Source organism: Oceanobacillus picturae, assembly GCF_000612865.1.
Taxonomy (GTDB): domain Bacteria; phylum Bacillota; class Bacilli; order Bacillales; family Amphibacillaceae; genus Oceanobacillus_B; species Oceanobacillus_B jordanicus.
The window spans coordinates 2,177,113-2,198,765 of sequence record NZ_CCAX010000001.1 but is presented as its reverse complement, the minus strand read 5'-3'; the positions used below and the strand labels follow the sequence as shown (position 1 = coordinate 2,198,765).

The 21,653-nt window shown below is 41.5% G+C and carries 18 protein-coding genes; 13 read left to right on the top strand and 5 right to left on the bottom strand.

What is annotated here, in order from left to right:
* Positions 1 to 206 precede the first annotated feature (206 nt).
* From BN988_RS10985 to BN988_RS10935, 12 genes are all read left to right on the top strand, one after another.
* Positions 207 to 2,261, top strand: coding sequence for a BglG family transcription antiterminator (locus BN988_RS10985; protein WP_036576186.1), 2,055 nt, complete (start codon positions 207 to 209; stop codon positions 2,259 to 2,261).
* Positions 2,262 to 2,284: 23 nt separating this feature from the next.
* Entirely contained in the window at positions 2,285 to 2,767 is a 483-nt protein-coding gene (locus tag BN988_RS10980) for a PTS sugar transporter subunit IIA (protein WP_036576185.1), read from the top strand.
* Between the two features lies 1 nt (position 2,768).
* On the top strand, positions 2,769 to 3,056 hold the full coding sequence (locus BN988_RS10975) for a PTS sugar transporter subunit IIB (protein WP_036576183.1): 288 nt from the start codon (positions 2,769 to 2,771) through the stop codon (positions 3,054 to 3,056).
* Between the two features lie 57 nt (positions 3,057 to 3,113).
* The gene (locus tag BN988_RS10970) at positions 3,114 to 4,373 is read left to right on the top strand and encodes a galactitol-specific PTS transporter subunit IIC (protein ID WP_036576181.1); all 1,260 of its coding nucleotides are present in this window, start codon (positions 3,114 to 3,116) and stop codon (positions 4,371 to 4,373) included.
* A 37-nt stretch (positions 4,374 to 4,410) separates the two neighbouring features.
* A complete protein-coding gene (locus tag BN988_RS10965; RefSeq protein ID WP_036576180.1) occupies positions 4,411 to 5,442 on the top strand; it encodes a zinc-binding dehydrogenase in 1,032 nt (343 codons plus the stop codon).
* Between the two features lie 60 nt (positions 5,443 to 5,502).
* Entirely contained in the window at positions 5,503 to 5,649 is a 147-nt protein-coding gene (locus tag BN988_RS18905; protein ID WP_187120247.1) for a hypothetical protein, read from the top strand.
* A 24-nt stretch (positions 5,650 to 5,673) separates the two neighbouring features.
* Entirely contained in the window at positions 5,674 to 6,726 is a 1,053-nt protein-coding gene (locus BN988_RS10960) for a galactitol-1-phosphate 5-dehydrogenase (RefSeq protein WP_036576178.1), read from the top strand.
* Positions 6,727 to 7,237: 511 nt separating this feature from the next.
* Complete coding sequence (locus BN988_RS10955) at positions 7,238 to 8,683, top strand: PTS mannitol transporter subunit IICB (protein WP_036576176.1); 1,446 nt, start codon at positions 7,238 to 7,240, stop codon at positions 8,681 to 8,683.
* Positions 8,684 to 9,039: 356 nt separating this feature from the next.
* The gene (locus tag BN988_RS10950; RefSeq protein ID WP_036576174.1) at positions 9,040 to 11,151 is read left to right on the top strand and encodes a BglG family transcription antiterminator; all 2,112 of its coding nucleotides are present in this window, start codon (positions 9,040 to 9,042) and stop codon (positions 11,149 to 11,151) included.
* Positions 11,152 to 11,166: 15 nt separating this feature from the next.
* Positions 11,167 to 11,604: a PTS sugar transporter subunit IIA gene (locus BN988_RS10945; RefSeq protein WP_036576169.1), complete on the top strand. Its 438-nt coding sequence runs from the start codon at positions 11,167 to 11,169 to the stop codon at positions 11,602 to 11,604.
* Positions 11,605 to 12,765 carry a mannitol-1-phosphate 5-dehydrogenase gene (locus tag BN988_RS10940; RefSeq protein WP_036576166.1) on the top strand — a complete coding sequence of 387 codons (1,161 nt, stop codon included), beginning with the start codon at positions 11,605 to 11,607 and terminating at the stop codon, positions 12,763 to 12,765. It abuts the gene before it with no gap.
* A 46-nt stretch (positions 12,766 to 12,811) separates the two neighbouring features.
* The gene (locus BN988_RS10935; protein ID WP_036576163.1) at positions 12,812 to 13,198 is read left to right on the top strand and encodes a hypothetical protein; all 387 of its coding nucleotides are present in this window, start codon (positions 12,812 to 12,814) and stop codon (positions 13,196 to 13,198) included.
* 17 nt (positions 13,199 to 13,215) lie between these two features.
* On the opposite strand, the gene BN988_RS10930 is transcribed toward BN988_RS10935, so the two are convergent.
* From BN988_RS10930 to BN988_RS10910, 5 genes are all read right to left on the bottom strand, one after another.
* Positions 13,216 to 14,211 (bottom strand): LacI family DNA-binding transcriptional regulator, encoded by a 996-nt coding sequence (locus tag BN988_RS10930; RefSeq protein ID WP_036576160.1) that lies wholly within the window; start codon positions 14,209 to 14,211, stop codon positions 13,216 to 13,218.
* 68 nt (positions 14,212 to 14,279) lie between these two features.
* Positions 14,280 to 15,053: an alpha/beta hydrolase gene (locus BN988_RS10925; RefSeq protein WP_036576157.1), complete on the bottom strand. Its 774-nt coding sequence runs from the start codon at positions 15,051 to 15,053 to the stop codon at positions 14,280 to 14,282.
* Between the two features lie 262 nt (positions 15,054 to 15,315).
* Positions 15,316 to 16,137: a carbohydrate ABC transporter permease gene (locus BN988_RS10920; RefSeq protein ID WP_036576156.1), complete on the bottom strand. Its 822-nt coding sequence runs from the start codon at positions 16,135 to 16,137 to the stop codon at positions 15,316 to 15,318.
* A gap of 13 nt (positions 16,138 to 16,150) precedes the next feature.
* Positions 16,151 to 17,035 (bottom strand): carbohydrate ABC transporter permease, encoded by an 885-nt coding sequence (locus BN988_RS10915; RefSeq protein ID WP_036576154.1) that lies wholly within the window; start codon positions 17,033 to 17,035, stop codon positions 16,151 to 16,153.
* 566 nt (positions 17,036 to 17,601) lie between these two features.
* Entirely contained in the window at positions 17,602 to 18,840 is a 1,239-nt protein-coding gene (locus BN988_RS10910; protein ID WP_036576153.1) for a sugar ABC transporter substrate-binding protein, read from the bottom strand.
* Positions 18,841 to 19,378: 538 nt separating this feature from the next.
* Between BN988_RS10910 and BN988_RS10905 the strand changes: the two genes are divergently transcribed.
* The gene (locus tag BN988_RS10905) at positions 19,379 to 21,538 is read left to right on the top strand and encodes a glycoside hydrolase family 3 N-terminal domain-containing protein (protein ID WP_036576151.1); all 2,160 of its coding nucleotides are present in this window, start codon (positions 19,379 to 19,381) and stop codon (positions 21,536 to 21,538) included.
* Positions 21,539 to 21,653: the final 115 nt, after the last annotated feature.

The following is a 21,653-nucleotide window of genomic DNA, read 5'->3' as shown; positions in this document are numbered from 1 at the left end:
CACCCCCCCACCCCAACCGAATTCACTCAATTTGACTCATTCCGACTAAATTCGACAATTCTCGAAACCGACGCTACTATGTATCCTAGCGGTATTTTGCTTTTTAAATCACAATAATGTACAAATGTGTTCCACTTATTTGCGATGAAAGCGCGTTCACTAATTAAAATACGGTGCTACAATTAATTTTGAAAGAGGGGTTAATCATGAAACTTGATAACCGCAGCAACAAACTTCTTGAGGAACTGATAAGTAATCCAAGTGTTACAAGTAAGGATATTGAACAAAAGTATGGCCTAACAAGAAGGCAGCTGGGATACAGTATCACGAAAATTAATGAGTGGCTTACGGATGAAAAGCTCCCGGAAATTCAGAGAACGAAAAAAGGGTTTTTCATTATTGATCAATCTGTTTTCACGACATTTTCCAAGGGAGAAACATCAAAACAAGAAGATACCAGCATTCTATCGGAAGAGCATCGAATGCATATGATCCTCATGATGTTGCTTAGTAAGGAAGATCTTTCTCTTGTTCACTTCACTAGCGAGCTAAAGGTGAGCAAAAATACAATCTTGAGTGATTTAAAGCAAGCACAGCAATTTATATCAAACTATGGATTAACAGTCCGTTATACCAGAAGAGATGGCTATGTTTTGGATGGCGAGGAATTCCAGATCCGTAAATTGCTCTTGCATGTTTTGGAAAAAATCCTCCGACTGAAAAACGGAGCAGAACTTCTTTCCCGTCTTGTAGATATTAAGGCAGCGGAAGTAAAGGAAATTACCCAGCGAATAGAGTCCGTTGAAAAGAAACTGAATTTGAAGTTTACGGATGATCGAATGGCAACCATGCCGTATAGTCTGATTCTCGTAACGCGTCGGATTAAAAAAGGGAATTTGATTCGAGCCTTCTATATCAAATATGAAGAGTTATCGGATACCAAGCAATACCATGCAACAGAAGAAATCCTTTACGACGTTGCAGACATTCCGATGGAAGAACGACTATTTATTACGCTTTATCTGCTTACAACAAATGTGTATTGGTCTGAGTTTTTAACAGAAGAAGCAATTCCTAATTTAATGGAAGCGCTGGATGATATGCTTCGCCTATTTGAGAGAAGGGCCGTTATCTCTATTCGGGATCGCGAGCAATTACTGAACAAATTGTTATTACATGTGAAGCCAGCATATTACCGGATTAAATACCAGCTTGCAGAGCTTCATGATATGCAGCATACAGTCAGCCAGGAATTTATGGAACTGCATCATCTTGTTAAAAAATCAACGGAACCACTTGCTGAGCTAATAGGAATGCCTATCCCGGAAAGTGAGACGACGTACCTTACCATGTTAATTGGGGGGTGGCTGTCAAAGCAGGGGGATAGCATTCAGGAGAAAACGAAAGCGATTGTTGTCTGTCCAAAAGGGATCTCCGTTTCCAGACTGATGTATAGTCAGCTGAAGGAGCTGTTTCCAGAGTTCATTTTCCTGGATACCTTGTCTGTACGGGAGTTTCAACAATACCCATTTGCTTATGATTTAGTGTTCTCTCCCATTGCACTCGAGACAGATAAGAAATTATTTATTACAAGTTCTTTTATGGAAACAGAAGAAAAAGCACGCTTACGCAAACAGGTGATGCTAGAGGTACATGGCTATATCGCATCAGACCTTGATGTGGAAGAGATTCTAGCAATTGTCCAAAATCACGCTGAGATTACCAATGAAGTGCAGCTCTCTAAAGACCTTTACCGTTACTTGCATCGTGATGAAGCGGATGCAATAAGAAAGCAAAGGGACAAGGAGCCTGCCATGACACTAGCTGATTTTATTACACCAGAAACCATTACACTGCGTGATTCTGCATCATCTTGGGAGGCGGCGTTAAAAGTTGGGGCCGCTCCACTGATTCGAAAAGGGGCAATTGATTCCGCTTACGTAGAAGCAATGGTGGGAGAAGAAGAAAAAGACCCATATATCGTCATCGGGCCAAACCTTGCTATTCCACACGCAACACCAGAAGACGGGGTAAATGATGTTTCTATGAGTCTGCTTCGATTAAAAAAAGGGGTAGCTTTTACAGAAGACTACTCCATCCAGTTGATTTTCATCATTGCAGCGGTGGATAAGAAAAAACATTTGAAAGCGCTAATGCAATTGATGAGACTGGCTGGAAACGAAGCAGATCAAAAAGCGCTGATAGAAGCAACAGATAAAGAAACGGTTGTCAATATAATACAAAAATACGCAACCAACTAACGAGAGAAACAGGGGGGCACAACATGAGTGAGATGTACGTTGATGATTCTATTATTCTCCTAAACTTGGAGGCAGATAATAAAGAAGAGGTGCTGACCAAGATGGGGCAGAACCTTCAGACGCTGGGGTTAGTAAAGGATAGTTTTACAGACGCAATTATTGCTAGAGAAGCAGAATTTGCTACAGGACTTCCTACAAAAGGGGCTTCTGTTGCCATCCCGCATACAGACGTAGAGCATGTAAATCGCAAAACGATAAGTGTTGCGGTATTGAAAGACCCAGTGGATTTTTGTGTAATGGGTGACGACGAGGAGACCACGCCTGTAAGAATCGTTTTTATGCTGGCGATGGATAAGCCGCATGATCAATTGTCACTTTTACAAAAGCTGATGCAAATCTTTCAGGATGAGGCTACATTGGCTTCCATCGTTGAAGCAACGAGTGAAGCTGCTGTCATGCAAGTACTGGCAGACAAATTAGAATTCGACTTTAAAGGAGGTGAGTAAGATGGAGAAAAAGAAACAGGTTTTAGTAGCTTGTGGAGCTGGAATTGCGACATCTACTGTAGTGAATGGTGCGATTGAAGAGATGGCAAAAGAAAACAATCTGAAAGTAAATTTGGTGCAAATCAAAATTTCAGAAGTAGGTGGCTATGTTGATACAGCTGATTTACTTGTTACAACTGCAATGACAAAAACAGAGTATCCGTTTCCAGTAATCAATGCACGCGCTTTCCTAACTGGAATTGGTGTAGAAGATACAAAGAAACAAATTTTAGAGGAACTAAAAAAATAGTTCATAATTGATCCCGGTTCTTCCGGGATCAAACATTATTTGTGAGGGGGATGAAACATGCAAGGTTTTGTTGATGTTATACAGGGCTTTCTTGACTTAGGAGCTACGGTAATTTTACCAGTTGCAATTTTTCTATTAGGTTTATTTTTTGGGCAGAAACCAGGTAAAGCTTTTCGTTCCGGTTTAACGATAGGTGTAGCATTTGTCGGGATTTTCCTTGTTATTGACTTACTAGTACTAAATTTAGGTCCTGCAGCACAGGGAATGGTAGATCGGCTTGGTGTTGAGCTAAATGTCATCGACGTTGGCTGGCCAGCAACGTCCTCGATTGCCTGGGCATCTGTGGTAGCAGCATTTATTATTCCATTAGGTCTTGTTGTAAACGTTGTCATGTTATTGACGAAAACAACAAAAACAATGAACGTAGACATTTGGAATTTCTGGCACTATACCTTTATGGCAGCAATGGTATATGCGATTTCTGACAGTATTGTTCAAGGATTGATCGCTGCTGTTCTATTCCAAATTGTTTGTCTGAAGGTGGCGGATTGGACTGCACCAATGATGAGCGAATTTTATGAACTACCAGGCGTATCGATCGCTACAGGAAGTACGATCTCTTACGCACCAGGAATTTTCTTAGTTAAAGGGTTGCAAAAAGTACCTGGAATCAAAAACTGGAATTCAGATCCTGAAACCATTCAAAAACGCTTTGGTATCTTTGGCGAATCCATTTTCATTGGACTATTCCTCGGGGCAGCGATTGGTGCGCTTGCTGGATATAGTGTTGGCGATGTAATTGAAATTGGAATGGCGATGGCAGCCGTTATGGTATTAATGCCACGTATGGTTAAGATTTTGATGGAAGGGCTAATGCCTGTATCCGAATCAGCACGAGAATGGTTAAATAAACGTTTTGGTGATAGAGAAATTTTAATCGGACTTGATGCAGCGGTTGCACTTGGGCATCCTGCAGTTATCTCTACAGCTCTTATTCTCGTACCAATCACAGTTGTTTTAGCTGTTATTCTACCAGGAAACGCAGTACTTCCATTTGGTGACTTGGCAACCATTCCATTTATTGTGGCATTTATTGTAGGAGCTGCAAGAGGTAATATCGTGCATTCTGTCATTGTAGGAACTGTGATGATCGCAATTTCGCTTTACATTGCAACAGATGTCGCACCAATGTTTACACAAATGGCGGAGAATGCAGATTTCAATATGCCAGAAGGATCTGCACAAATTTCAAGTATTGACCAAGGTGGAAACATTGTAAACTATGTCATTTATAAACTTTTCTCCTTATTTAATTAAGGGTTAACCGTACAATTCAAGCATGGGAGGAATTAGCATGAAGGCACTAGTGAAAACAGCACAAGGCTTTGGCAATCTGGAAGTGCAAGATAAGCACGTGCCGGAGCCTGGTCGAGATCAAGTGAAAATTGAAGTGAAGTATGCAGGGATATGCGGATCAGATATACACACGTATGAAGGACATTACAAAGTGGGTGTTCCTGTTACGTTAGGACATGAATTTTCCGGTGAAGTTGTATCGGTTGGCGAAGGTGTAACAGAATTCCAAGTGGGAGATCGGGTTACATCAGAGACAACGTTCTATATATGTGGAGAGTGTGCTTACTGTAAATCAGGTGACTACAATCTCTGCAATCATCGAAAAGGCTTGGGTACACAGCAGGATGGTGGCTTTGCAAAGTTCCTCGTTGCAAGAAAAGAAAGTGTTCATAAGTTACCGGAAAACGTTGATTTTCAATCAGCAGCGATGACGGAGCCATTGGCTTGTACGTACCATGCTGTTGCCAAAACAGAAATTAACCAAGGTGATGTGGTGGTTGTTATTGGGCCAGGACCAATTGGATTGCTTACCGCACAGGTTGTTAAAAGTAAGGGAGCAACCGTTATTATCACTGGATTGACCAATGATAAAGTTCGTCTTGATAAAGCGAAAGAATTGGGCATTGACTATACCGTTAACACACAGGATCAGGATATTAAAGAACTCGTAAATAGCTTAACAGACGGCTATGGCGCCGATGTTGTTTTCGAATGTTCAGGGGCAGTTCCTGCAGCGAAGCAGGCACTTGATCTATTGCGTAAAAAAGGCCAATACGGCCAGGTTGGTTTGTTCGCTAAACCTGAGATTTCCTTTGACTTAGAAAAAATTATTCAAAAGGAAATCCGTGTTGTCGGTAGCAGGAGTCAAAAATCGGCAGACTGGGAACCATCTCTTGAGCTGATGAACAATGGAAGTGTTAATGCGAAGTCACTCGTGACACATGAATATACGATTGAAGATTGGGATGCGGCGTATCAGGCTATTAAAAGCGGTGAAGCAATTAAGGTATTATTGACGCCGGTAGAATAGATCGGACCCCACGTCTCAGTGGGGTATGACTAATTTATGGAAATGAAGGTGATTTTTATGATGGATACATTTTTGGATTTTATGATTGGTCCATTTCGGTCCGTTTCCAGTTTTTATTTTGAATATCAGGTAATTTTTAACACGATTTTAATAGGCGCTGTGGTTCTTAAGCTTACAACAAAGAAGAAGGATAAAGCAGCAAGTTAAAGTAATGGAGAAAGGGTGAGAGAATTGCGATCCCTTAAACTTTACGGGAAGCAAGATATTCGCTTCGAGGAAGCAGAAAAAGCCGTTATAACAGATACAGATGATGTCATTATAAAAGTAAAAGCAGTAGGGATTTGTGGCTCTGACATATCTAGATACAGCAAGCTAGGCCCATACGTTGAAGGGATGATTTTCGGGCATGAGTTTTCTGGCGAGGTTGTGGAAGTTGGAAATAATGTCACCACTGTAAAGCCAGGAGACCGTGTTGCAGCTTGTCCAAGTTTTTATTGCGGGGAATGTGAAAGCTGTAAAAAGGGAGAGCTTGCTAGATGTGAAAAGCTTACGGTAATTGGCGCGAGACACCCTGGTGCCTATGCGGAATTTGTTAAATTACCAGAAGAGAATGTTTTACCACTTCCAGATGAAGTTGACTTTGATAGCGCGGCATTAGTAGAACCTTCCGCGGTTGTGGTACATGGTTTTTACCGTACAACAATTAGGCCAGGGGCTGAAGTTGCGGTAATGGGCTGTGGAAATATTGGGTTGTTGGCTGTACAATGGGCAAAAATCTTTGGAGCGAAAAAGGTCTACGCCATTGATATCGATCCTGCCAAATTAAGTGTGGCGCAAGAATTGGGGGCAGATGTGCTAATTAATCCGCTTGATAAACCAGCACATGAACAGATTCTTGAACATACAAATGGCACAGGAGTAGATCTGGCCGTAGAGTCAGCGGGATCACCGATAACGTCAGCGCAAATCTTTTCTTTACCTAAAAAGGGTGGCGAGGTCGTATTTATGGGCATCCCGTACGCAGATATTAATATTGAACGCTTCTTTTTTGAAAAAATCGTTCGCAACGAATTAAACGTATACGGCTCATGGAATGCCATTTCTTCTCCATTTCCGGGCAGGGAGTGGAGTACGACAATTCATTATATGGCAACAGGCCAACTTAAAATTAAACCAATTATTAGTCACCGCCTGCCTTTATCAGCAGGTCCAGAAACTTTTGATCGCATTATTAATCGAAAAGAATCATACAGAAAAGTGCTCTTTTATCCAGAGCAAGGTTAAACAATAGGGGATATATATAAGAAACGTCCGAGAAGGGCGTTTTTTTGTATACATAAAAGAGGTTAAGGGAAAATAACGCTAGTCGGACGACTGGGAGGTGCCGGGGAGTTCACGGGCGATAAAGTGTAGCTGGAAGGCGAAGGTGCGGTTCTCACGGCCGAAGCAAAAGTTCTCACAGGCGAAGGAAGCAGACTCAAGGGCGATGCAGTAGTTTTCACTAGCGATAGTTCTAGTCTCTAAGGCGATGTAGAAGTCATGACGGGCGAAGGTGCGGGCTCGCGGACGATGCAGATACTCTCCAAGAGAGGTTACTAGCCCATGACTTAATCCTCAACAAACGAATCCCCAACTAACAATACATCTTCTAAGCCTTCTCATCAAATTTTGTCAACAAGTGTTTTGCCAAAGTTGTATTTAGATTACGTTGTACTACTCGAATTTGGGGAATAGAATTAGGATAGTAAAATGTTTTCATTTATATATTCATTATAATTTGAGAGGGGTAACGAAAATGGCAGAAAAGAAAGGTTTTCGCGCCAAGGTTCAACGCTTTGGTAGTTACTTAAGCGGCATGATCATGCCAAATATCGGCGCATTTATTGCGTGGGGGATTATTACAGCACTCTTTATTCCAGATGGCTTCACGCCAAATGAAAGTCTTGCGGCAATGGTTGACCCTATGATTAAATACTTATTACCACTATTGATCGGTTTTACTGGTGGACGAATGGTTTACGATTTACGTGGTGGGGTTGTCGGGGCAACTGCAACAATGGGGGTTATCGTTGGTGCAGGTATTCCAATGTTCCTCGGCGCAATGGTAATGGGACCACTTTCTGGTTACATTATGAAGAAATTTGATGATTTGTTTAAAGATAAAGTAAGATCCGGTTTTGAGATGCTTTACAATAACTTCTCTTCTGGTATTATCGGAGCAATTCTTGCAATACTTGCTTCATTAGCAATTGGTCCTGTTGTAGAAGGTCTCAACAATGGGTTAGCTGCTGGTGTTGAAGCGATTATTGGTGCAGGATTACTACCATTAGCAAGTATTATTATTGAACCAGCAAAAATTCTATTCTTAAACAATGCGATTAACCATGGTATCTTAAGTCCAATTGGTGTCGAACAAGCAGCAAATGCTGGCAAATCGATCCTATTCCTATTGGAAGCAAACCCAGGGCCAGGTCTTGGAATCTTACTTGCCTTCAGTATTTTTGGTAAGGGTGCATCAAAGGCCTCTGCGCCTGGTGCAGCACTCATCCAATTTGTTGGTGGTATCCATGAAATTTACTTCCCATACATCCTCATGAAGCCAATGTTACTGTTAGCAGTAATCGGTGGGGGTATGAGTGGTGTGTTCACACTTTCTTTATTTGATGCAGGACTTAGAGCTGCAGCTTCACCAGGAAGTATTTTTGCAGTCTATGCAATGGCAACACCAGATAGCTATCTTGGTGTAACACTTGGTGTACTTGTAGCCGCTGTTGTTTCCTTTTTAATTGCGTCTGTAATCTTGAAAACAAGCAAATCAAAAGAAGAAGACTTAGCAGAAGCTACTGGCCAAATGGAAGCCATGAAAGGGAAGAAAAGTTCTGTAGCTGGTACATTAAATGCCGGTGAAACTGCTGAGGCAGAAGCATTGAATCAAACGCCAGTCGATACAGAAAAAGACGCATCAGAAGTTGACAAGGTTATTTTCGCCTGTGATGCAGGTATGGGTTCAAGTGCAATGGGAGCTTCCTTATTGAAGAACAAATTTAAGAAAGCTGATATTGACATTTATGTTAATAACCATGCCATTAACGAGATCCCGGATGATGCAGATATCGTTATTACGCATAAAGATCTTACGGATCGTGCGAAGGAAAAAATTCCAACTGCTGAGCATATTTCTGTTGAGAACTTCTTAAACAGTCCAAAATATGATCAATTGGTAGAGAGACTAAAAAAGTAGTAAGATAAAAAGTAGGGCAGGGGGAAACTCCTTGCCCTCTTATGTTTTTTAAAAGTTGAAAAGGGATGTGCGCGGCCGATGGTGTGGGACTCACGGTCGAAGATGAGACTCGCACGGCCGATGGTGTGGGACTCACGGGCGAAGATGAGACTCGCGCGGCCGATGATTGAAGTCTCACGGGCGAAGTTCAGGCTCGCACGGCCGATGATTGAAGTCTCACGGGCGATGTATAGCCTCGCACGGCCGATGGTATGGGACTCACGGTCGAAGTTCAGGCTCGCGCGGCCGATACCCCAGCCAACTTGCTCGATAACACAAAGTTAATTTAATACGAAACGATAAGGGAGGTGAATGGCTTGTATATCACAGCACGGGTTCGGAGGATGCTTCAGGTTTTACTTCAGGCATATGAAGGGATAACAGTGAAGGAAATTGCAGCGACACTCGATGTTAGTGAGCGGACCATTCACCGAGACCTTAAAGAACTAGAGGATTTGGCAAAAGAATTTCAGCTAAATTTAGTAAAGCGTGCAGGTGTAGGCCTTTCGCTTGAAGGGAAAAAGGAAGATAAAGACAGATTAAACAAAGAGCTGATGCAAACAGCGGAGCTTGATCTTTCTTCAGAAGAAAGGCAGGCAGTCATTCTTTCCATTTTGTTTGAGGCGCAAGAGCCAATAAAATTGTATGCATTAAGCAGTGAATTACGCGTAACAACTGCTACTGTAAGAAATGACCTTGATCAGCTTGAAACAGAATTGGAGAGGTACAATCTGCAGCTTATCCGAAAAAGAGGCTCTGGTGTTCAAATCACAGGAAAAGAAGCAAGTAAACGGGCTGCGATCAGTAACTTGATTTCCCAATATGTAGAGCCTTATGATTTTATCAGCTTAATCAAGCAAAACATCCAGAAAAAATCAGGGATTCAAACAGATAAAATCTCCAATCGATTACTTGGTTTAGTGGATGCTGATAAGCTGCATGTTATTGAAGAAAGAGTGGAACAGGCAAGACATGAACTGCCTAATGACTTGGCTGATAGTGCCTATGTTGGGTTGGTTGTCCACTTGGCTTTGGCGATGGAGCGTTTAAAAAGAGGAGAAAAGATTCGCTTTGATCCAACGTCCTGGAAGCAGCTGCAAGGTACAAGGGAATTCTCGATAGCCAAGAGAATGTTGTTGGATTTAGAAGTCTCACTGGATATGGACATCCCAGAGGATGAGATCGGTTATATCACGATGCATTTATTAGGCGCTAAGCTACGCGCGGATCAGAATTATCTCATTGAAGATACAAGTATGGATATCGCTTTTAAAGCAAAAGCTCTTATAGACCATGTTGGAAATCAATTGAATGTGGACTTAGCGGAAAATGCGGTCATGTTAAACGACCTCGTAGCACATTTGAAGCCGACTATGTATCGGTTGCAACAGGAAATGAATATAAAGAATCCACTCTTAAAAGAGATCATGAATGATTATCGCGATCTTTTTGACATCGTGCGGGCTGGTGTTTTGGAAGTTTTTCCAGGTATCTCTTTTCCAGACGATGAAATTGGCTATTTGGTACTGCATTTTGCCGCCATTCTTTTGCATGACGATAACAAAACAGACTTACACGCTCTTGTTATCTGTTCTAGCGGAATTGGGACGGCCAAAATGCTTGCCACAACCTTACAACAACGCATACCCGAGATTAGACATGTCGATAATAAATCTATGTTTGATCTGCAGGAATTGCCGGTTGGTGGCTATGATATTATCGTGTCGACTATCCCGTTGCAGGGCTTTGATGGAGAGTATATCCTAGCTTCGCCAATTCTGACAAAGCAAGAAGTGCACCGGATTAAAAAAGCGATCCGACAAAAAAAGTTAACTGTAACTAAGAAGCCAGTTAATAGGGAAGCACATGGCATGATTGCCACAACAACTTCTGCTGAAGAGTTTATTGGCAGGCTTCGAGTCGTCGAGGTTTATTCCCGCGTTATGTTACAGATCCTTGATCATTTTTCGGTAAAGAGACTTGCTGAAAAACGAACTACAAAAGATATGCTGCATATCTTCTGCACAGAGCTGGCACAGGAGGGAGCCCTTTCTGATCCTAATCAAGTTTTTCAAATGCTTGTAGAACGTGAAAAACTGAGTGGACTTGGGATACCAGAAACGAAGTTAGGATTGTATCACACCAGGTCCAATGATGTGAACAGACCGAGCTTCACGGTATACCATCTTGAACATCCGGTAACTGTAAAGGGGATGGATGATCGGGACATGCAAATGCAGACTATCCTGCTCATGCTGGCACCAGAAGAGACAGAACAGGAAGCGTTGGAGGTCATGAGTTTACTAAGTGGGATGATCATCCAGGGCAGGGAGCGGATTCAGTTGTTTGAATCCGGGGAAGAAGCAGCGATAAAGCAGCTTTTTATAGAGGAGTTTCAAAAATTACTAAAAGAAAAAAATTTATTATAAGGAGTGCATCAAGCTATGGCAAAAGAAGTATTAAGCAAAGACAATATTAAACTAAATGTATCATTAAACAGCAAAGAAGAGGCAATTCGTTACACGGGTGGCATCCTAGCAGACAATGGCTATGTAGAGGCTTCTTACATCGATAAAATGTTAGAGCGTGAAGAATTGACATCTACTTTCATGGGAAATAACGTTGCTATCCCTCATGGCACAGAGGATGCAAAAGGAATGGTTACAGAAACTGGCCTTTCTGTTGTGACAGTTCCAGAAGGCATTGATTTTGGCGATGGAAATATCGTTAAAGTTCTTATTGGTATTGCTGGTAAAGGTGACGAGCATTTGGAGGTTCTATCTAAAATTGCGATTGTTCTTTCAGAAGAAGAAAACATTCAAACCATTCTTGATGCTTCTTCAGAAGAAGAGATCATCCGTATTTTCAGTGAGGTGAACTAAATGCAAGCCGTACATTTTGGAGCAGGAAACATCGGGCGTGGGTTTATTGGCGCCTTACTTTATCAAGCAGGCTATCACACTACATTTGTCGACGTAAATGATAAAGTGATTGAGGAATTAAACAATAAACAACAGTATAATGTTATTTTGGCTGCAGAAAACAAAGAACAGCTGACTGTGAAAAATGTTTCTGGGATAAATAGTATGCAAAACCCAGATAGTGTGGTTGCTGCAATTGAAAAAGCTGATATTGTCACAACGGCGGTTGGGCCAAACATCCTACCAATTATCGCAGAGTTAATTGCCAAAGGCTTACGTGCACGACTAGCTTCCAATCCAACGGAGCTGAATATTATTGCATGTGAAAACATGGTTGGTGGAAGTACGTTATTAAAAGAAAAAGTAATGGATCATGTGCCAGCAGAAGAACAGGAAAAAATGGCTACGCTATTTGGTTTCCCTGACGCAGCAGTTGACCGCATTGTACCAAACCAGGTTAATGAGGACCTGCTTGAAGTATCTGTAGAGCCATATTACGAGTGGGTGGTAGACCGTTCTGCAATCAAAGGCGAAGTCCCGAATATTGACGGCATTACCTTTGTCGAAGATTTAACGCCGTATATTGAACGTAAATTGTTCACGGTGAATACTGGACATACTGTACCTGCATATATCGGGCATTACATGGGCTACAAAACCATTAATGAAGCAATGCACGATGAAAAAGTTCTAGAAATCCTAAGCGGTACATTAAATGAATCCGGTGAAGCATTAATTCAAACGTACGGCTTTGATAGAGATGAACACCAGACGTATATTAAGAAAATTATCGGCCGTTTCCAAAACCCGTATATTTCTGATGAGGTAACACGTGTAGGACGTGGACCAATTCGTAAGCTTGGCGCAAAAGACCGTCTTATTCGCCCTGCTAGCGTGTACTTAGAAACAACAGGCAAAGAACCCGTATTTCTAGCAAAAACAATTGCTGCTGCCCTTTCCTATCAATTTGATGAGGATGCGGAAGCAGTAGAATTGCAAGAAAAAGTAGCACAGCAAGGATATGAACAAGCACTACAATCTGTAGCAGGCTTAGAAGCAGGAAGTCCTTTGGTCGAAAGTGTTATGAAGCAATTAGAAGAAATAAAACAATTAAAAGCGTAGATTTAGATGAAGGCGAAAGCTCCTCCTTGGTGAGGAGCTTTTTGTTTTGCAGATTTTATTAACCTTTAGTTGCTTAAATCGCTCACAAGATGCTCCCAATCAACGAGAAGAGCAGTCTAATCAATCACATGGAGCTCCCAATCAACGAGAAGAGCAGTCTGATCGCTCACATGGAGCTCCCAATCAACGAGAAGAGCAGTCCAATCAATCACAAGATGCTCCCAATCAACGAGAAGAGCAGTCTAATCGATCACATAACGCTCCCAATCAACCAGAAGAGCAGTCTAATCGATCACAAGATGCTCCCAATCAACCAGAAGAGCGGTCTAATCGATCACAAGATGCTCCCAATCAACCAGAAGAGCAGTCCAATCGATCACATGGAGCTCCCAATCAACCACCCCCACAAAAAAAGCTCCAACCACATGGTTAGAGCTTCCCTAATCTAATCTATTCTGTCATATGCTTCACAGATTCGCGCTCTACAAGTTCTGTTGAAAGCTTGTAATGGTGATCTGTTTTTTCGCCGCCTAACAGTTGAAAGATGAGGTGGGCAGCAAGGGCCCCGACTTCGTATTTTGGCTGTTTAATAGTTGTTAGTGGCGGGGTTACATATTCGGATAATTGGATATCATCATAACCAATGATGGAAATATCATCGGGAATGCTGATGTTGTTTTCTTTAAAAGCTTGAAGTCCACCGACTGCCATCTCATCATTTGCGTAAAAAATGGCTTGAGGAAGGTTCCGCTGGGCGATAAGCAATTTTGTCGCCCGGTAGCCGCCCTCTCGGGTGAAGTCGCTGGCAATATCCCATTTTGATTGATACGTAATATTATAGTTTTCTAATGCCTGTCGATATCCTTTATACCGTTGCACGTTATCGTGAGAGGCTGCTGGTCCGCTAATAAACGCAATTTGCTTATGGCCATGGTTGATTAAATATTCTGTGGCATGATAGCCCCCCTGTATATTATCCACTTCCACGTGGTAGATAGACTCATCTTCCAAATATCGATCAAGCACAACGAGTGGGGAGCCGTGCTGTGCTGCGTCCAGTGTAATGGCGTCACTAATATTATGGGCAAGAATAATCGCTCCATCTACACGCTTTTCTGTGAGAAATTTTACTGCGGTTGATTGTGCGCCGCCAATCGAACTACAAGCAATTAGATCATACCCATTAGCAGATGTGACATCCTGCACCCCTTGAATAAGGTCTGAATAGAAAGGTCCAGAAAGATCGCTCAAAAGCAGTGCGATGGTGTTTGTCTTTGTTCTTTTTAAGTCCGAAGCAAAGCCGTTTTTCTTATAGTTTAATGCTTTCGCCGCTTCTTCAACCCTTTTCTTTGTTGCCATACTTATTCTTGGACTGTTGTTTAAGGCGTAGGAAACAGTGGATATTGCGACCCCAGCACGTTTTGCTACATCTTTTATAGTTGCCATGTCATTTTCCTCCAACGATTCATTACTAACATCGTATCATACATTACATGCTAGGAATTACCTGAATTTTACCGAATAGGGAGCCACTTCAATATGTCCTGGATCTTATCATCCCAATACTCCCAAGTATGGTCTCCAGGTCCGAAATCATACGTATAGTCAAGGCCTGCTTCTTTGCAAATACGATGAAAACGTAAATTATGTTCATATAAAAAATCTTCAGTACCACAAGATTGATAAAGCATTGGTTTTTCACTGGATGATTCATTTAACCGCTCCAGCTTATAGATTAAATCATTCTCTGTTTTGCTGACATCCGCTTCACCAAAAACGAGCTCCAATGAACGCTTTTTGTCACCAGGCTCTTTTCTAACATTTGCTAAATGGTATACCATATCGGTGACACCAGACATGCTAGCTACTGCTGCAAAGCGATCAGGGAAATTCAATGCCCATTTCAATGCACCAAAGCCGCCCATCGAATGACCTGCTACAAAGTTGTCCTCCCGTTTCTCAGAAAGGGGGAAGAAAGATCTGGCAGCAGCAGGAAGCTCTTCCGTTAAAAATGTCCAGTACCTTCCGCCATGAGCCATATCTGTATAATAGCTGTTATCAAGGCCTGGCATAACGATAGCAAGCCCCTTGTCAGCGGCATACCGCTCAATAGATGTAGTTCTAAGATAGGCAGTGTGATTGTCACTGAAGCCATGTAGAAGAAATAGGGTTGGATATTTCTTGTTTCCTGTAGCACCATTCTTAAAGGAAGGCTGTGGTAAAATGACGTTCATGGAAACAGATCTTGATAAAACTTCTGACGAAAATTCACATTGAAATAGCGCCATGTCATTTTTCCTTTCTATTACGATTAGGAAAGAAGAAGGCTCGCCGCTAAGCGAGTCTCCAACAGTCCATCGTTTAGTTATTTTATCCCGCCGTAACGGGAAGTAAGACCTCTACCGGGTAAAATTTTATTTATCCCGGTGCAACCGTCCGTAAGACTCCCACTTCAAAACACAAAGTGATAGGAAACGGACGCTAACACTCCGATTCGTTCAACTAACAATCAGTTGGGGGAAGCACGAACCCCCCCCACTGATTGAAGTTTTACTTTATACCAGATACGTTGAACCCTTCCACAATATGTTTCTGGAAGATGATAAAGATAATGAGTACAGGAACAACCATAAAGGTGGAACCTGCCATCTGCAAGCCGTAGTTTGAAACGTTTTGGTCTTGTAGTAGTGCAAGGCCTACCGATAACGTGTACAATTTTTCATCGTTTGCGATAATCAATGGCCATAGGAAACTGTTCCATGAACCGATGAATGTCAGGATAACCTGTACGGCGAGAATTGGTTTTGCCAAGGGAATAATCAACTTAAGGAAAATATACATTTCGCCAGCACCGTCGAGACGAGCTGCTTCGATCAGGTCATCTGGAATGGTTACCATGAACTGTCGAATTAAGAAAATATTAAATGCAGCAATTAACCCAGGAAGAATAATTCCCGTCATGCTATTCGTTAAGCCAGCTTCATTTAGGATTAAGTACGTAGGAATCATGGTCACCTGACCAGGTATCATCATGGTTAGAAGCACAACTGCGAACCAAATTTCTTTTCCTTTAAACTGAAACTTACCAAAACCATAGCCGGCCATTGTGTTTAACAGTAAACCGATCATGGAGAAAAAGACGATGACCAATGTATTGACTAAGTAAACGTCAAAGTTCAAATTTGTAAATAGATTTATATAATGCTCAAATGTTGGAGCATTTGGGAACAAGGTTGGCGGAATACTTAATACTTCTCTTTCATTCTTAAATGAGCTAAGTATCATCCAAACAAATGGCAATGATACAAGCAGCCCGCCAATGAAAAGGACCGTGTTGATAATGGCACGTTCAAAATTATTTTTTAAATCCATGGAAGCCGCCTCCTTAATTATCTTCAGATTTTCTTAGTTTAAATTGTAATAGAGTTGCTAGAATGATAATGATGAACAGAACAAAGGATGCTGCTGCACCATAGCCAAATTCACTATATTGGAAACCTTCTTGATAGATAAATAGAGCAAGTGAATTCGTACCATTCAAAGGTCCACCTTCTGTCATAACAAATGGTTCCTCGAAGAATTGTAACCAGCCAATTAGTGTTGTAACCACAACAAAGAAAGTAGCAAAGCTCATAGAAGGTAGCGTGATTTTGAAAAGCTTCTGCCAGCGGTTTGCACCATCAATGTCTGCTGCTTCATAATACATGTTAGGAATGGACTGCAGTGCTGCAAGGAAAATCAGCATGCTGACTCCATTACTCTTCCAAACTGCCATTGCAATCAAGGAAAGTTTAGCAATAAATGGATCTTCTAACCATGGGATGGCGTCAAAATTCACAAGTGACAATAGATAGTTAAAAAGCCCGTATTCCTGATTGTAAAGGAAACTCCACACGACAGCTATCGCTACAATGTTCGTTACAGAAGGAACATAGTAAATGACGCGGAAAGTCGTGGACATCCAGTCAGATACAAGTTTTAATAGTAGTGCGATGACAAAGGAACTAATTACTGCCAAAGGTACCCCAATAATAACGTAAATAAAAGTGTTTCCCATCGATTTAAGGAAAACATCATCCTGGAATAACTGGACAAAGTTATCGAAGCCGATAAAACTGATTTGCGACCAGTTTGCTAGCCCGCTTAAATTCATATCTGTAAAACTAATAACTAATGAAACAAGGATCGGTAGGAAAGAAAATATACCGAGTAGGATAACAGCAGGCATGATAAAGAAATATGGTGTTAAATTACTTTTAAAGCGATTCATTACGTTCACCCCTTAATTGACATGTCGAAAGGTCTAGGATTTCCTTTCACTTGTGTGCGCTTGTTCTACATACTGACAGGAGTTGGTTCCAAATAAAGTTTAGAAAAGTTGAAACGTTTCTATTAAACCGATGCAACCGAAATATTGGAATCGTTTTCAACAAATCAATAAAAAATGTAAGGAAACTCCCGCAACTGGTATTGGTATAAGTATTATATGATGAACTCGTTTCACTTTCTTATTAAAGCATAAGTTGTTGAAACGTTTCTATAATTTGATTATAGTGGGTTTTGAAATCGATTGCAAGAAAAAATTCCTCCTTTTCTATCATTTTTCGCAAACTATAGATTAGGAGATCTGCTATCGACTATTGGAGACTGATCAAGACGAAGTAATATAGAGGGAGGAGAGGGTCTAATCAGCTGGAGCGAACAAAACGCTGAGCGAATTAAAAGTTATTGTCTCCATCGCATACGTTCCACAACCATTATTAAAAAATAGAGCTTATCATGCCGTAGCTTGATAAACTCTATTTTGTATTTTATGATTCTAAGATTTTACTTATCTTACTCACCGAGAACGCGTGCTGCCTCGGCTTTGTAATCCTCTAATGCTTCATCAATATCCGCGCCACCACGGTTGATTTGCTCAAGCATATTCAGAATCTCTTGACCTAATCTTTCATACTCAGGAATTAGTGGAAGTGGTTGTGTTGATTTCAATTGCTCACCAAACGTCGCAACCATATCGTTTTCTGTTAATGCAGGATCTTCCCAAGCAGTTAGGTTTGCAGGCAGTTCACTAAATTCCTCATACCATTTTACTTGTGTTTCCGGGTCTGCCATCCAGTTGATGAAATCTAGCGCTTGGTCTACTTTTTCAGAGTTATTGAAAACAGCCAAGTGTGCGCCACCCATCATAGAATTGTTGTTCTCTGCTTTAGGCATCACTTTAACATTCCATTGACCTTCAATCTCAGGGGCTCTTTCGGTAATTGTTTTGATATCCCAAGGGCCACTGAAGAACATTGGCTTAGAGCCATCTTCAAATGCTTGGAAGAATTCTTTTCCTTCTCCGGTTTGAGAAAGTTCTTCACTATAGAAAAGGTTGTGTAACTCAATTGCTTCTTTGAAACCAGGATCATCAAAGCTTGCGGATCCTTTATCCATATCATAATTCCAACCATGCTCCCATGCTAATAAGAACGGGAATTGCGGATCGGTTGCAGGTAAGTCAATGGCATACTGTCCATCGCCGCGATCAGCCAACTGGCGAGATGCATCTACCATATCATCCCATGTTTGTGGACCTTCTGGGTATCCGACTTCTTCTAGTAAATCAGTACGATAGAATAAAGCACGTGTATCAACATACCAAGGAATTCCGATCGTAGTGTCTTCATATTTCGTTGTTTCCACAGCAGATTCATAGAAATTGTCAGCTGCTAAGTTGTCATAGTCATCAATTTTATCCGAAATATCAAGGAATGTTCCTGCTTCGGCAAATTCTGCAACCCATGTTGTACCAATCTGTAGAACATCCGGTCCATTGCCTGAAGCTACAGCAGTTAGAAGTTTGTCATGGGCGTTATCCCAAGGGATTGCCTGTACTTCAACAGTTACACCAGATTCATCTTCATACTCTGTTACAAATTCTTCTAATCCACTTGTCATTGTCCAAACGGAAATAGTATCCGAATCACTTGAGGATCCACTGCTCGATTCATCATCAGATGAACAAGCGCCTAATACAAGTACTACACTTAGCAAAATTGCTGAAAGCCATGCATATTTATTGTTTTTCATACGTACACCCCTTAAATATAGTAGTTTTAATTATAATAAAGTATTTCAGAGTCTTCCATGTTCTGGCTAGTTACACCATCACTCCTTGTTCAGAGAGTTTTATTGAAACGTTTCTTCAAAAATAGCATAAAACATTTTGAAATCGTTTTCAAGTTTAGATTAAAAAATACTCACTTTACGTGAATTTATAATCACTTCTTGTTGTTCTGGCGGTTCTTAAGGAGAGGAGATTAAAATTCCCCTGTTGAAAATTCTATGTTTTTGTTGAAACGTTTCTACAAATCGATTATAGTAGTATTTGAAACCGATTGCAACTATTAATTTATTTTTTGGCAGATAGGGAAGTAGAAAACATCTCTACTATATTAGTGCCATGAAGGCTTGGCGATAAGCTAAGTTTTTCAAATTTTAGCTAGGAAGCAAATGAGGTCGTAGTTGAAATGATGAAGTCCTAAGTATAAGAAGAAAGAATGCAAGTTTTTTCTGGAAAAATGAAGCCAACGAAAGTTGTATAATATGCTGAAACGGAGGAAGACACATGACAGATCAATTCCTACACGATTTATTAGGTAGAATGACAACAGATGAAAAAGTGGCACAGCTCATGCAGCTTGCAACACCATTCTTTAAAGGTGCATCCAACAGCGGAGAAATAACCGGTCCGATGGTAAATATGAACGTTACGGATGAAACAGTGGAAAATACAGGTTCCGTACTTGGTGCGTGGGGTGCAAAAGAAATAAAAGCAATCCAAGAACGCCATTTACAGGAAAACAGACTGGGAATACCGCTTTTAATGATGGCGGATGTCATACACGGATACCGGACAATTTTTCCGGTGCCACTTGCAATAGGTAGCTCATGGGACTTGGAGCTTGCAGAAAAGAGTGCACAGATTGCAGCGAAAGAAGCAGCTGTTTCAGGTATACATGTAACCTTTGCTCCAATGGTTGATCTTGTACGCGATCCACGTTGGGGACGTGTTATGGAGTCAACAGGAGAAGATCCTTATTTGAATGGGGCGTTTGCTAGAGTTCAAGTAGAGGGATTCCAGGGCGATGATTTAAAGAATAATACGGACACACTGGCTTCTTGTGTGAAGCATTTTGCTGCTTATGGTGCAGCAGAAGGTGGACGTGATTACAATACAGTCAATATGTCAGAACGAGATTTAAGAGAATATTACCTGCCTGCTTATAAAGCTGCACTGGAGGCAGGAAGTGAAATGGTCATGACTGCATTTAATACGGTTGATGGCATTCCCGCTACCGGAAACAAAACCTTGATGCGTGATCTTCTCCGTGAGGAATGGGGCTTTGATGGTGTCTTGATTTCTGACTGGGGTGCTGTGAAAGAGCTTATCCCACATGGGGTTGCCGCCAATGAGAAAGAAGCAGCCGAAAAAGCTATAAAGGCAGGTTTGGACATTGAAATGATGACTACAACGTATGCCAGCCATCTCAAGGAATTGATTGAAGAAGAAAAAGTGGATGCAAGCCTATTAGATGAAGCTGTCTTACGGGTGCTTGAATTAAAACAGAAACTAGGATTATTTGAAAACCCGTATCGGGGAGCAGATGAAGAACGTGAAAAAGAGGTGATCCGCTGTGACGAGCATCGCCAAACAGCACAGGATCTTGCCGCTAAATCGGCTGTCCTTTTGAAGAATGACAATGTTCTTCCTTTGAAAAAAGAGCAAAAGATTGCCCTCATCGGCCCATTTGCGGAAGGAAACGATATCCTTGGACCATGGTCTTTCCTCGGTTCAACCGATGATGCGATTACGGTAAAGGCTGGGATCGAGCAAAAGCTAAACAAAGAAGTTATAGCCGCTAAAGGCAGTGACATTGAAACAGGAGAAGATGATGATTTACAAAAAGCTATCAAGTTAGCAGGTGAGGCAGAAGTAGTTGTACTTGCACTTGGCGAGGCTTCGGAAATGAGTGGAGAAGCAGGCTCAAGAACAAATATTCAACTACCAGCACCACAGCTTAAATTAGTAGAAGAGATTGTAAAAATCGGAAAGCCAACTGTAGCAGTGCTATTTAATGGTAGACCACTAGATTTACACGGCGTAATTGATAAAACCGATGCGGTGCTGGAGGCATGGTTCCCAGGCACGGAAGGCGGAGCAGCCATTGCAGACTTACTATATGGGGAAGTGAATCCTTCAGGTAAATTAACCATGTCGTTCCCAGACAATGTAGGACAAGTACCTGTCTACTACAATCATTTCAATACTGGCCGACCAAAAGGAGCGCCAGATGCGCAGATTCGCTATGTATCGCAGTATCTTGATAGCCCGAATGCGCCAATGTTCCCGTTTGGATATGGCCTTAGTTACACGACCTATGCCTACGACCAATTCTCCCTTTCTCGTGAGACACTTAAGAAGGGCGAAACGCTCACAGCACAGGTTAATGTATCCAATACTGGAAAAGTAGCAGGCGAAGAAATTGTGCAACTATATATTCAGGACAAAGTAGGCGAAATAGTTCGCCCATTGAAAGAATTAAAAGGATTTGAAAAAATCCATCTAGAACCAGGCGAGACGAAAACAGTCCAATTTACAATCACAGAAGAGCAACTGCGTTATCATCATGCAGATCTAAGCTACACAAGTGACCCAGGCGAATTTGTCGTGTTTGTAGGACCAAATAGTGCAGAGGTAGAAGCACAGAGCTTTGAATTAGAATAGAAAAGTGATAAGTGTCCGTTTAGAATGAGCGGGTGCATCGGCCGTGAACGAAGGAACATCGGCCGAGAAAGCGAGTGCATCGGCTTTGAGAGTGAAAACATCGGCCGAAATTGCG